8 protein-coding genes are annotated in these 12226 nt (G+C 75.0%); 4 read left to right on the top strand and 4 right to left on the bottom strand.

Annotated elements, in window-relative coordinates; genetic code table 11:
• Positions 1 to 57 precede the first annotated feature (57 nt).
• The 3 genes from ACZ3KJ_RS16195 to ACZ3KJ_RS16205 all read right to left on the bottom strand — a co-directional run bounded on the left by ACZ3KJ_RS16195 (position 58) and on the right by ACZ3KJ_RS16205 (position 5720).
• On the bottom strand, positions 58 to 1590 hold the full coding sequence (locus tag ACZ3KJ_RS16195; RefSeq protein WP_467527470.1) for a DUF5719 family protein: 1533 nt from the start codon (positions 1588 to 1590) through the stop codon (positions 58 to 60).
• Positions 1587 to 5255, bottom strand: a complete 3669-nt coding sequence (locus ACZ3KJ_RS16200) for a glycosyltransferase family 2 protein (protein WP_467527471.1) — start codon at positions 5253 to 5255, stop codon at positions 1587 to 1589. Before ACZ3KJ_RS16200 ends, ACZ3KJ_RS16195 begins: the two co-directional genes overlap by 4 nt.
• A 201-nt stretch (positions 5256 to 5456) precedes the next feature.
• A complete protein-coding gene (locus tag ACZ3KJ_RS16205; RefSeq protein WP_030792866.1) occupies positions 5457 to 5720 on the bottom strand; it encodes a WhiB family transcriptional regulator in 264 nt (87 codons plus the stop codon).
• Between the two features lie 710 nt (positions 5721 to 6430).
• Here ACZ3KJ_RS16205 and ACZ3KJ_RS16210 point away from each other — a divergent pair.
• The 4 genes from ACZ3KJ_RS16210 to ACZ3KJ_RS16225 all read left to right on the top strand — a co-directional run bounded on the left by ACZ3KJ_RS16210 (position 6431) and on the right by ACZ3KJ_RS16225 (position 10663).
• A complete protein-coding gene (locus tag ACZ3KJ_RS16210; protein ID WP_467527473.1) occupies positions 6431 to 6949 on the top strand; it encodes a cysteine dioxygenase in 519 nt (172 codons plus the stop codon).
• Positions 6950 to 7227: 278 nt separating this feature from the next.
• Positions 7228 to 8187, top strand: a complete 960-nt coding sequence (cofD, locus tag ACZ3KJ_RS16215) for a 2-phospho-L-lactate transferase (RefSeq protein ID WP_467527475.1) — start codon at positions 7228 to 7230, stop codon at positions 8185 to 8187.
• A complete protein-coding gene (locus ACZ3KJ_RS16220) occupies positions 8184 to 9494 on the top strand; it encodes a coenzyme F420-0:L-glutamate ligase (protein ID WP_467527476.1) in 1311 nt (436 codons plus the stop codon). The genes cofD and ACZ3KJ_RS16220 overlap by 4 nt, the downstream gene beginning before the upstream one ends.
• A 158-nt stretch (positions 9495 to 9652) precedes the next feature.
• Positions 9653 to 10663: a DNA-3-methyladenine glycosylase family protein gene (locus ACZ3KJ_RS16225; RefSeq protein WP_467527477.1), complete on the top strand. Its 1011-nt coding sequence runs from the start codon at positions 9653 to 9655 to the stop codon at positions 10661 to 10663.
• Positions 10664 to 11115: 452 nt separating this feature from the next.
• Here the strand turns inward: ACZ3KJ_RS16225 and manB are convergent, their stop codons facing one another.
• Positions 11116 to 12198 (bottom strand): mannose-1-phosphate guanylyltransferase, encoded by a 1083-nt coding sequence (manB, locus tag ACZ3KJ_RS16230; RefSeq protein ID WP_467527479.1) that lies wholly within the window; start codon positions 12196 to 12198, stop codon positions 11116 to 11118.
• Between the last annotated feature and the right edge of the window lie 28 nt (positions 12199 to 12226).

Raw genomic sequence — 12226 nt, forward strand, 5'->3', positions numbered from 1 at the left:
GCCGCGGCCGCGGTCCGTGCCTGAGGCGCCGTCACCCCCGGAAGCGCCGCCCGCTCCTCACTTCTGGAGCACCGTCAGGTCCTCGTCCGCCTCCGGTACCGCCACCGTCCCCCGGTCGTCGGGGAGGGTCTGGACCGTGAAGCCCGGCAGTCCGTCCACCGACTCGGCCAGGGTGCGGGCGGCGTGGACGGGGGTGTCGGTGAGGGGTTCCACGGTCAGGGCGAAGGTGCCCTTCAGGCCGGCCGGGACGGGGATCTCCACGTCCTGGGTGGTGCCGGACTTGACCGTGTACGTCTTGGAGGCCGCCGTTCCGCCGCCGGTGCCGGCGGAGGCGGTGACCTTCACCTTGGCGGTTCCCTCGGGTGCGGTCAGGGAGAGCGTGGTGCCCTTGGCGGTGTTGTCGACGGCGGACGCGCGCGTGCCGACGGCTGCGGCGGCCGGGATGAACGCCGACTCCTGCTTCTCGCCCTCGCCGCGGACGACCCGGACGGCCGCGACGACCGGCACCGATCCGCCGGTGGGCGTCAGGACCAGCGAGCCGGGCTCGCCGCGCGTGATGTCGCCGAGGTCGACGGCGGTCGTCATGCCCCCCTTGATGCGCAGCGTCTCGTGTCCGGCGGGGGTGATCAGGCCGGAGCCCGAGGCCAGTTGGACCTTCAGGTCGGCGTCGGCGTCGCCCGGTACGAAGGCGACCAGGCGGACGGCCGAGGCGTCCTTGGGGATGCCGGGCACGACCAGGCTGCCCGCCGGGTCGGTGGACGCGGCCAGCCAGTCACCGCCGAGCTTGTCGTCCAGGGCCTGTACGGCGGCCCCGACGCGGCCGCTGCGGACGTTGACGTGGAGGGTGAGGTCGTCCTGCTTCTCGTCGGTGAGCGTGGACAGCAGGATCGGCTCGCTGGACCGGGCCGGGATCGTCAGCCCCTCCCCCACCGTGGTCGTCACGGCGCCGTCCGGGCCGTAGAGCTCGATGTCGGCGACGGCGGCGGAGTCGTCCGGGTTGGTGAGGTACACGTAGTCCGTGCGGTCGGCGGCCGTGCTGACGCCCGGGAACCAGAACTCGGTGTCGGGTGCGGTGCAGGTGACGCCGAGCAGGCCGCGGCCGGTGCCGGCGGAGACCTGCGTGGTCTCCTGGACCGTCCACCCCGGCGCGTACTTCCCCTCGGCGGTGCCCATGAGCGCGGGCGAGTCGCCGCCGGAGACCTCGGCGGTGACGGGCGTGCCGGGGGCCTTGGGGGTGAGGACCGGCTCGGCCGCGCTCTTCTCCGCGTCGTCCTTGTCCTCGTCGTCCGCGGCGCTGTCGTCGTCCGTCGCGCTGTCGTCGGCGGCGGATTCGGTGGTGGCGGCCGCGAGTTCGGCCGTGCCGTCGCTGTCCGTGCCCTCGGTGACCGGCGTGAAGGACGTGTACGTCGTCTCCGCGAGGTCGGAGCTGCTGGGCTGCGGGCACAGCAGGCTGGTGCGCTCCACGGGCAGCACGGCGGCCGCCTTGGCGGTGTCCGCGGCGGGGGCGGCCGGCTCGGTGAGCGTGGCCAGGCCGGTGACGGCGGCGAGCGCGGCCGTGCCGGCGATCAGGGACAGGGTGGTGCGGTTCACTGCTGGCTCCCGTCGGGGCGCTCGCTGCCGGTGCCGTGGGGGTGCTGCGCCGGGTCGTAGGCGGGGTCGTAGCCGCCCTGGCCGTACGACGCCGGGTCGTAGCCCTGCTGGTAGCTCGGGTCGTACGCCGTCTGCGCCTGGCCGTCGTAGGCGTACGGGTCGTACCGGCCCGCCTGGTAGGGGTCGTAGGACTGCTGGTCGTAGGCGCCCGGCGGGTACTGCTGCCGGGTGTCCTGGTACTGCTGCTCGCCGGCCGGGGCGCCGTACTCGGCGGGCGTGTGGCTCGGGGTGTCCCACGCGGCGTCGGCGGGCGTCTGCTGCCGCGGCACCGTGACCGGGGTCTCCTCCGGCGCGGGCGGGGGGATCTCCTCGTCCTGGGCGGGTTCCTCGGTCTCGGCCTGGGCGCGGAGCCGGCGGGCGCGGCGGCCCTCCCCGGTCGCCTGGGCGGGCACGAGCTGCTCCTCGGGCAGGTCGTCGTCGACGTCGCGGCGGCGGCCGGGCAGGGCGAGGACGACGAGGACCAGGGCGAGGAAGCCCTGCGCCCACAGCCAGAGGGTGTGGGTCATCGGGTCGTCGTAGGTGACGTCGAGCCGGCCGCCGGAGGCGGGCAGTTCGAAGCCCTGGGCCCAGCCGTCGACGGTGGTGCGGGTGAGCGGCTCGCCGTCGAGGGTGGCCGTCCAGCCGTCGGCGGCGGCGTCGGCCAGGCGCAGGACGCGTCCGTCGGAGCCGTCGGGGATCGTGGTGTGGATCTCGACCGGGCCCGCGGCGACGGCGGTCGGGGTGCCCTTGCCGGAGGCCGTGACGACGGCCGCGCGGGAGACCTCCTGGTCCACCCGCCACAGGGCGCTGCCGTCCTGCTGGCTGAGCCGGGACAGGCCGGGCGTGGCGTCGAGGACGCGGGTGACCTCGCGGGGGGCGCCCTTGTGGACGAGGACGTAGCGCACGGCGAACTTGCCGAGCTGGTCGGACTGGTCGGCGCCGGAGCCGGCGACGAGGTTGGCGACGACCTTGTCGAGCGTGGCGTTCTCCCCGTCGGCGGAGGCGAGTTCGGCGTCGCCGAGGCGGGCGCCGGAGCCGCGGACCAGCATGTAGCCGACGTGGGCGGTGGAGTCGCTGTCGAGGACGAGGGTGCGCGCCTGGTCGCGGGTGCCGCTCTCCTCGGCCACGAACGCGGGTACCTGGACGGGGTCGCGGCGCTCCAGCGGCCCGTCGGCGCCGCCGATCACCCAGCCGGCGGCGACGAGCAGCGGGCCCGCGGCGGCGGCGAAGGCGATGAGGGCGGCGACCGGCTGGCGCCAGCCGAAGTTCTGTTCGGCGACCCGCGCGCGTGCGCCGTCGGCGCCGATGACGGCGGCGGCCAGCAGCGCGATGCCGTAGACGAGGGTGGCGGGGCCGGCCCAGGCGGAGCCGTTGGACAGGACCGCGAAGACGAGGCCCACCAGGGCGGCGGCCCAGGCCGCCAGGACGCCGGACCGGCGCTCCGAGCGCAGCAGGGCGGCCAGGGCGGCGAGGACGACGCCGATGAGCATCAGTCCGTCGACCGTGCCGGGACCGCCGGGGCTGGCGCCGAGCAGGTCGGTCGCGGTGGCCGCCGAGGGGCCGTACTCCAGGCCGGCCTCGGTGAAGAAGCCGAACGGCAGCAGCGTCAGGGACCAGGGGGCGAGGACCAGCAGGGGGGTGCCGAGCTGGGCGAGGAAGCGCAGTCCGTAGGCGGTGATGTCGGTGCGGCGCACGGCCGGGACGGCGAGGCCGAGGACCAGGGCGATGGGCCACACGATCGGCGTGAACGCGGTGGTGACCGTCAGCAGCAGTGCGTACGCCCAGGTGGCGCGCCAGCTGCCGCGTGCCCCGGAGGAGTGGGCCAGTCCGCTCGCGGCGACGCCCGCGCGCGCGATGAGCGGCAGCAGGACGGCCAGGACGGCGGTGCCGAGTCGGCCGCCGGCGAGGGCGCCGGTGGCGGCGGGCAGGAAGGCGTAGCCGACGGCGGCCCAGGCGCGCAGGAGGCGGGACTCCACGAGGGGCCGGGAGGCGAAGTAGGCGGTGAGGCCGGCCAGTGGCACCGAGCAGACGAGCAGGACGGTGACGGCGAGTCCGGTGGAGCCGAACAGCAGGGAGGCCAGCAGGGCCACGACGGCGAGGTAGGGCGGGGCGGACGGGGTGCCGCCGGCGCCGACCGGGTGCCAGGCGTCCAGGTAGCGCGACCAGAGCTCGGAGGCGTCGGCGGGCGCGGGCAGCAGGGCGCCGCCCGCGAGTGCGCCGCTGCCCAGGAGGTTGCGGCAGGCGGCCAGGGAGACGAGCAGCAGCACCAGGAAGAGCACCGGGCCGGGCTTGCGGGCGATGCGCTTGAGACGGGCGAACTGCTCGATCTCCAGGAAGTCGGCGTCGTCGCCGCCGGGTCCGGACTCGATGGCGCCGCCGTGCCGGCCGGCGCCGGTGGTGGTCTCGGCGTCGGAGGCGCCGAGGAAGTTGCCGGCGGCCTGCTCGACGGTGGCCCGCACGGTCGCGCCGGGCGGCGGGAACAGGGGGCGCAGCTCGTCCTTGTCGACCTGCGGTCGGCCGCGCCGGCGCCGGCCGGCGACGATCCGCTCGGGCCGCAGCAGGGTGCCCAGCAGGCCGCGGATCTCGTCGAGGGCCTGCCCGGGGACCTTCCCGACCAGGTAGGCGACGGTGCGCAGGAGCGTGCCGAGGACCAGGCGGACCAGGATCCACGGCAGCAGCGCCGTACGGCTGTTGACGAGGAGGGTGTAGACGGCGCCGGCCTTGTCGACCTTGTGGGGGGAGGCCGTGGTGCGGCCCGCGCAGTCGACGGCGCGCCGCTCCCGGGAGGCCGCCTCGGCGTGCCGTACGACGGCGTCGGGGGCGACGAGGACGCGGTGGCCGGCGGTGTGGGCGCGCCAGCACAGGTCGACGTCGTCGCGCATGAGGGGCAGGCGCCGGTCGAAGCCGCCGAGTTCCTCGAAGACGTCGCGGCGGATCAGCATGCCCGCGGTGGACACGGACAGCACGGGGCGGACGTGGTCGTGCTGGCCCTGGTCCTGTTCCCGGCGGTCCAGGCCGGTCCAGCGGCGGCCGGAGTGGGCGATGGTGACGCCGACCTCCAGGAGCTGCCGGCGGTCGTACCAGCCGCGGAGTTTGGGGCCGACCACGGCCACGTCGTCGCGGCCGAGCTCCAGTTCGTTGTCCACGACGCGCAGCAGTTCGGCCAGGGCGTCGGGTTCGGGGGCGCAGTCGTCGTGCAGCAGCCACAGCCACTGGACGGGTTCGCCGTGCGGGAGCTCGGGCAGGTCGTAGGCGTCGTCGCGCCAGGTGCGCGTGACGGGGTCCCAGCCGCTGGGGCGCTTGAGGTACGGCAGTTCCTCGGGGGTGAGGTGGGGTGCCGTGCGGTGGGCTTCCTCGACGGCCTGGCCGAATCCGGTGCGCCGGGCGAGGTGCAGGACGCGGTCGGCGCCGAGGGCGTCGGTGACGAGCTGGGCGGAGTCGTCCGCGCTGCCGGTGTCGGCCGCCATGACGGACTGGACGGGGCGTTCCTGGCCGAGCAGGCCGGCGAGCGCGTCGGGCAGCCAGCGGGCGCCGTCGTGGGAGACGAGCACCGCGGTCACGACATGACGCGGGAACTCAGGTGTGGCAGCGGCCTCTTGGGCTGCCGTATGGCTGTGCACGGACATCGAGGTACGGGCCCCGGTTCGGTGGACTGTGGTGGACACCTGCGCCGTGTGGGGGCGGCGGGGCGTCTCGGACGAGCGACCACACTATCGGCTGGGCATGACCACGGCCCGCCGCCTGTGGATAACCCACCTGCGACGGGCCGTTCGTGACGTCGTGCTGTCGTGGAAGGGCGGTTTTCGGACAGCCGCCTTCTTCAGCCTTCAGACAGCCGCCTTCTTCAGCCGGCGCCGTTCCCGTTCGGAGAGGCCGCCCCAGATGCCGAAGCGTTCGTCGTTGGCGAGGGCGTATTCCAGGCACTCGGAGCGGACCTCGCAGGCGAGACAGACCTTCTTGGCCTCCCGGGTGGAGCCGCCCTTCTCGGGGAAGAAGGACTCGGGGTCGGTCTGGGCGCACAGTGCGCGCTCCTGCCAGCCGAGTTCCTCGCCCGCGTCGTCGACCAGCAGTTGCTGCACCAGCTCGGTCATGTGCGCCCCTCGCTCTGTCTTTCGCGTCCCCGTGACGTGGCCGTTTACCCATCACGGCTGAACGACACGAGTGAAATTACAAGTGTGCTGCTCCGGGCGAGTCAAGCCGGGATCTGCTATTGGGCCCCTTATTCACTCTGCGGAACCAAGGCCGTGCGGTAAGTGTTCAAATCGGCATAAACCTCGACACGCAGAGAGGCCCCCGTGAGGGCCCGAGGTCTCGCACACACCCGTACGAGAAAGGACGCCCACAGGTTCGATCCCGTTCCGACACGCGCGCGGAAGCGAACCGGATCACAGTCGATCCCGCGATCCCGGCGAGGCCCACGCGCCCGGCTTGGACGCCATGTGTCCCGGTGAGGGCATGCACAAACCTTTCGCCTCACAGATGAACCGGAAGAGATGAACCGGTCCCACATGCCGATCCTCGAGTTGACACCGCAGGTGTAAACCGGTGTCCTAGTGGGCATGCTCGCGAACTTGGCACTCACCTCGACCCGCACCGCCGGGTCCCACGGTGCTGCCCGCGCTCGCTGTAGCTGTTGCTGTTCCAGCTGTTGAGCCCAACGCGCTCCGGCTGACACCGGGCCCACCGAGGCCCGGCCGCCCGGTCCCGTGCCCGGACCCGGGCATCCCTCCCGCCCGTGACCCGGGCGGACGGTACGCGACACCCCGCTCGTCTCGTCTCCCGCCGAGGAACCACCGCACCCATGAACAGCGACAGCGACCTCCAGATCGCCGGCGACATCCTCGAGGTCCCGCACCTCCTCCAGGCTCCGCGCGAGCACCCGTCCACCGTCGCCGAGTTCGTCGGCCTCGCCCGCTCCCTCGCCGCCGACCGCTCCCGGTGGGAGCACCTCGTCCGCTACGACGCGACCGCCCGCTGGTACCACCGGCTGAGCACCGGCCCCGGCTACGAGGTGTGGCTGCTGTCCTGGGTGCCCGGCCAGGGCAGCGGGCGGCACGACCACGGCCGCTCCTCCGGGGTGCTCACCGTCCTGAACGGCACGCTGACCGAGCGCACCGGCCGCGGCGAGCGGGTGCTGGCGGCGGGGGCGCAGCGGGTGTTCGCCCCGGGCTACGTGCACGAGGTCGTCAACGACGCGCTGGAGCCCGCGGTCAGCCTGCACGTCTACTTCCCGGGCCTGACCGAGATGCCCATGCACACCGCCCCGCACTGCGACGGACGCGCCGGGGGGCGCGCCGGGGCGCATGCCGTGACCGCCTGACGCGGGCCGTCCTGGCACGGGCCGTCCTGGCACAGGCCCTTCTGACACGGGCTCGTCCGGCACGGACCCGCCCCGCACGGACCCGCCCGGCCCAGTCCGGCCCGGCACGGGCCCGCCCGGCACGGGCCCGCCCGGCACGGGCCCGCCCGGCACGCGGGCGCCCGATGCGCGGGCGTACCGGCGCACCCGCGCGACCACGCACCCGCCCGTACGCCGTGCCGGCCGCCATCCCGCCCCGCCCCTCAACGGGCCGGCGGGCCGGCTGACACACTGTTTCCATGCGCATTGTGGTTCTGGCAGGCGGCATCGGCGGTGCCCGGTTCCTGCGTGGTCTGAAGCGGGCCGTGCCGGACGCCGACGTCACGGTCATCGGCAACACCGGGGACGACATCCACCTCTTCGGGCTGAAGGTCTGCCCCGACCTCGACACGGTGATGTACACGCTGGGCGGCGGCATCAACGAGGAGCAGGGCTGGGGGCGGGCCGAGGAGACCTTCCACCTGAAGGAGGAGCTCGCGGCGTACGGCGTCGGGCCCGAGTGGTTCGGGCTGGGCGACCGGGACTTCGCCACCCACATCGTGCGGACGCAGATGATCGGCGCCGGATACCCGCTGAGCGCGGTGACCGAGGCGCTGTGCGACCGGTGGAAGCCCGGCGTGCGGCTGATCCCCATGACGGACGACCGGGTCGAGACGCACGTCGCGGTCCGGGTCGACGGCGAGCGCAAGGCGGTCCACTTCCAGGAGTACTGGGTCCGGCTGCGGGCGTCGGTGCCGGCCGAGGCGATCGTGCCGGTCGGCGCCGAGCAGTCGAAGCCGGCGCCGGGCGTCCTGGAGGCTATCGCGCAGGCGGACGTCGTCCTGTTCCCGCCGTCGAACCCGGTCGTCTCCGTCGGCACCATCCTCGCCGTGCCCGGCATCCGGGAGGCGATCGCCGACGCCGGGGTGCCGGTGGTCGGCCTGTCCCCCATCGTCGGGGACGCGCCCGTGCGCGGCATGGCCGACAAGGTGCTCGCGGCGGTCGGCGTGGAGTCCACGGCAGCGGCGGTCGCCGAGCACTACGGCTCGGGGCTCCTGGACGGCTGGCTCGTGGACACCGTCGACGCGGGCACGGTGGAGCGGGTCGAGGCCGCCGGGATCCGCTGCCGGGCCGTACCGCTGATGATGACCGACGTGGACGCCGCCGCGCAGATGGCCCGCGAGGCGCTGGCGCTGGCGGAGGAGGTGCGGGGGGCGTGAGCGGCGCGGAGGGGAACGGCTACCGGGTCTGGGCCGTGCCGGGTCTGCCCGAGGTGCGGGCCGGCGACGACCTCGCCAAGCTGATCGCCGCCGCCGAGCCGGGGCTCGCCGACGGGGACGTGCTGCTGGTCACCTCGAAGATCGTGTCCAAGGCCGAGGGCCGCGTCGTCCGGGCCGACGACCGGGAGGCCGCGATCGACGCCGAGACCGTCCGGGTCGTCGCCCGGCGCGGAACCCTGCGGATCGTCGAGAACCGGCTGGGCCTGGTGATGGCGGCCGCCGGCGTGGACGCCTCCAACACGCCCGCCGGGACGGTGCTGCTGCTGCCGGAGGACCCGGACGGCTCCGCGCGTGCGATCCGCGACGGGCTGCGCGCCGCCCTCGGCGTCGACGTCGGGGTCGTCGTCACCGACACCTTCGGACGCCCCTGGCGCGCGGGGCTCACGGACGTGGCGATCGGCGCCGCCGGCGTCCGCGTCCTGGACGACCTGCGCGGCGGCACGGACGCGTACGGCAATCCGCTCGGCGCCACCGTCGTGGCGACCGCCGACGAACTGGCCGCCGCCGGCGACCTGGTCAAGGGCAAGGCGGCCGGGCTGCCGGTCGCCGTCGTGCGCGGGCTGCCGCACGTGGTGGCCGGCGGCGACGGGGACGGCGCGCGGGCCATGGTGCGCGGCGCGCGCGACGACATGTTCCGGCTCGGTACGTCCGAGGCGGTCCGGCTGGCCGTCACCCAGCGGCGGACGGTGCGCTCCTTCACGGACGAGCCCGTGGACCCCGGTGCGGTACGGCGGGCCGTCGCCGCGGCGGTCACCGCGCCGGCGCCGCACCACACCACACCGTGGCGGTTCGTGCTGCTGGAGTCGGAGGGGGCGCGGGTCCGGCTGCTGGACGCGATGCGGGACGCCTGGATCGCGGATCTGCGGCGGGACGGCAGGAGCGAGGAGTCCGTCGCCCGGCGGGTGCGCCGCGGGGACGTCCTGCGGAACGCGCCGTACCTGGTGGTCCCCTGCCTGGTGACGGACGGAGCGCACACGTACGGGGACGCCCGGCGGGACGCGGCCGAGCGCGAGATGTTCGTGGTCGCCGCCGGGGCCGGCGTACAGAACTTCCTGGTCGCGCTGGCCGGGGAGCGGCTGGGCTCGGCGTGGGTGTCGTCGACCATGTTCTGCCGGGACGTGGTGCGGGAGGTGCTGGAGCTGCCGCGGGAGTGGGATCCGATGGGCGCGGTCGCGGTCGGCCATCCGGCGGAGGAGCCGAAGGCCCGGGCGGAGCGGGACGCGGGGGCGTTCGTCGAGGTGCGGTGAGAGGGCGGGGGCGATGACCGGGGCGCGGTGGAGAGGGGCGCGGGGCACGTCGTCGCGGTGCGGTGACACTGCTGACACGCGTGCTCGCCGCCGGGTGCGCCTACCCTCGTAGGGTCGTTTCCGCTCCTTCGCCGCTGCCCCCCCCCAGGACGTCACCCGTGTCAGGACGCTTCGCTCCCCGGCCCACCCGTACGACCGTGCGCGGGGGGCATGTCGTCGTGCCCGCGGGTGTGCCGCGGCAGACGGGTTCCGGGGCGGGGCGGGTGCGGACCTGGGTGCCCGAGGGGCCGCTCGACCTCGGCCTGGTGCTGGGGCCGCTCCGGCGCGGGCCCGGCGATCCGACGTTCCGGGCGATGCCCGACGGGTCGGTGTGGCGGGCCAGCCGGACGCCCTCCGGGCCGGGAACCCTGCGCGTCGTCGCGGCGCCCGGGGGCGGTGCGGTGCGCGGCGAGGCCTGGGGGCCCGGCGCGGAGTGGCTGCTGGAGCGGCTTCCCGAGCTGCTCGGGGCCTCGGACGATCCCGCCGCCTTCGTGCCCCGGCACCGGGTGGTGGCGACGGCGCGGCACCGGCGGCCGGGGCTGCGGCTGACGCGGACCGGGCTGGTGCTGGAGTCGTTGATCCCGTCGGTCCTGGAGCAGAAGGTCACGGCCGTCGAGGCGTACCGGGCGTGGCGGCTGCTGGTGCCCGCGTTCGGGGAACCGGCGCCGGGACCGGCGGGCGGACGGCTGTGGGTGATGCCGGCGCCCCGGGCCTGGGCGCTGATCCCGTCGTGGGAGTGGCACCGCGCCGGGGTCGACGACAAGCGGGCGTCGACGATCCTGCGGGCGGTGCGGGTCGCGGGGCGGCTGGAGGAGACCGTCGGCATGGAGCCGGCGGCCGCGCGGGCCCGGCTGGAGGCCGTACCGGGGATCGGGCCGTGGACGTCGGCGGAGACGGTGCAGCGCAGTCACGGCGCGCCGGACGAGGTGACCGTGGGGGATCTGCATCTGCCGGGGATCGTGGGGTGGGCGCTGGCCGGGGACCGGTCGGCCGACGACTCGGTGATGCTGGAGCTGCTGGAGCCGTACGCGGGGCAGCGGCACCGGGCGGCTCGGCTGATCCTGCTGAGCGGGCGGGTGCCGCCCCGGCGGGGGCCGCGGATGCCGGTGGGGGACATCGGGCGGTGGTGAGGGGTGGGGTGCGGGAGGGGGAGGTGCCGGGGGGGGCGGTGACTGCGGTCCGGGGGTGCCAGTGGCGGTGGCTGCGGTACGGGGGTGCCAGTGGCCGGTGGCTTCGGTACGGGGCTGCCAGTGGCCGGTGGCTTCGGTACGGGGGTGCCAGTGGCCGGTGGCTTCGGTACGGGGGTGCCAGTGGCCAGTGGCTTCGGTACGGGGGTGCCAGTGGCCGGTGGCTTCGGTACGGGGGCGGTGGCTGCGGTACGGGGTGGGCGTCGAGGGTGTTTCGCCCCCGCCGCCCCTTCCCGTCCCGTCCCGGGGGGCTCCGCCCCCGGACCCCCGTTCGGCCCTGGACGGGCCTCGTCCTCAAACGCCGGACGGGCTGGGACAGCCCGGCCGGCTGGGAGGAACCGGTCGGCTGGGAGAGCCCGGTCGGCTGGGAGAACCGCCCCGGATGAACGATCCGCCTACTGGTCCGACGAGAAGCGCACCGCGCCCGCCGGGATGCGTGCGTCGCACCAGATGCGGGCGCCCTCGCGGAGTTCGTTGTCGGGGCCGACGACCGCGCCGTCGCCGATGACCGTGCCGGTGAGGACGGAGCGTTCGCCGACCCGGGCGCGGGTGCCGATGAGGGAGTCGGTGATGACCGCCCCCGGTTCGATGACCGCGCCGGGCAGGATCGTGGAGCCGAAGACGCGCGCGCCCTCGGCGACGAACGCGCCCTCGCCGACCACCGTGCCGCCCGTCAGCTTCGCGTCGGGGGCGACCGTGGCCGTCGGCAGGATCAGGCGGTCGCCGCAGCGGCCGGGGACCGCCGGGGAGGGGGCCCGGCCGAGGACGAGGTCCGCGGAGCCCCGCACGAAGGCGGCCGGGGTGCCGAGGTCCAGCCAGTACGTGGAGTCGACCATGCCCTGGAGGTGCGCTCCCGCCGACAGCAGGTCGGGGAAGGTCTCCCGCTCGACGGAGACCGGGCGGCCCTGCGGGATCGTGTCGATGACCGAGCGGCGGAACACGTACGCGCCCGCGTTGATCTGGTCGGTGACGATCTCCTCGGGGGTCTGGGGCTTCTCCAGGAAGGCCAGCACCCTGCCCGTCCCGTCGGTGGGGACCAGGCCGTAGGCGCGGGGGTCCGTCACCTTGGTGAGGTGGAGGGAGACGTCCGCGGACGTGGCTTCGTGGGTGGCGACCAGCCGGCGGATGTCGAGGCCGGTGAGGATGTCGCCGTTGAAGACGAGGACGGGGTCGTCGGGGCCCGAGTGCAGGCGGGAGGCGACGTTGCGGATCGCGCCGCCGGTGCCGAGGGGCTCGTCCTCCGTGACGTACTCGATGTGGAGGCCGAGCGCCGAACCGTCGCCGAAGTGCGGTTCGAAGACCTCCGCCAGATAGCTGGTGGCGAGGACGATGTGGTCCACGCCCGCCGCTCTGGCCCGTGCCAGCTGGTGCGTCAGGAACGGCACGCCGGCCGCCCGGACCATCGGCTTGGGCGTGTGCACCGTGAGCGGGCGCAGCCGGGTGCCCTTGCCGCCGACCAGGAGGATCGCTTCTGTCACCTTCGTCTCTGCTTCCTGCCGGGACCGG

The sequence above is a fragment of the Streptomyces sp. NPDC003248 genome, assembly GCF_055563235.1.

Excerpts from the sequence above, each read along its gene's own strand:
- ACZ3KJ_RS16200 (WP_467527471.1), bottom strand. The coding sequence starts at position 5,255 with ATGTCCGTGCACAGCCATACGGCAGCCCAAGAGGCCGCTGCCACACCT.
- ACZ3KJ_RS16210 (WP_467527473.1), top strand. The coding sequence starts at position 6,431 with ATGAACAGCGACAGCGACCTCCAGATCGCCGGCGACATCCTCGAGGTC.
- ACZ3KJ_RS16205 (WP_030792866.1), bottom strand. The coding sequence starts at position 5,720 with ATGACCGAGCTGGTGCAGCAACTGCTGGTCGACGACGCGGGCGAGGAA.
- cofD (WP_467527475.1), top strand. The coding sequence starts at position 7,228 with ATGCGCATTGTGGTTCTGGCAGGCGGCATCGGCGGTGCCCGGTTCCTG.